General features: G+C 59.6%; 1 pseudogene. It reads left to right on the forward strand.

The features are described 5' to 3' along the window. Positions 1–51: 51 nt before the first annotated feature. A pseudogene (locus tag Q5L94_RS14095) lies at positions 52–240 on the forward strand (ABC transporter); the annotation flags it as partial.

Raw genomic sequence — 240 nt, forward strand, 5'->3', positions numbered from 1 at the left:
GGTGGTCGGAAATTCCGTCCGCCGCGTTCGTGCTTTGAACGGAGCGATGCGATGGCGCAAATCACCGTTGAAAATCTTGGCAAAATATATCGCGTCACGGCGCGAGACCCAGGATTGGCCGGTGCCTTCCGCGGTCTTTTCCAGCGGCGGCACCGCGAGGTCGTGGCACTGAATCAGGTGAGCTTTTCGCTCGAGAAGGGCGAATTTCTCGGCTTTATCGGCCCGAACGGCGCAGGCAAG

The sequence above is a fragment of the Idiomarina sp. Sol25 genome, assembly GCF_033052775.1.
Taxonomy (GTDB): domain Bacteria; phylum Pseudomonadota; class Gammaproteobacteria; order Enterobacterales; family Alteromonadaceae; genus Idiomarina.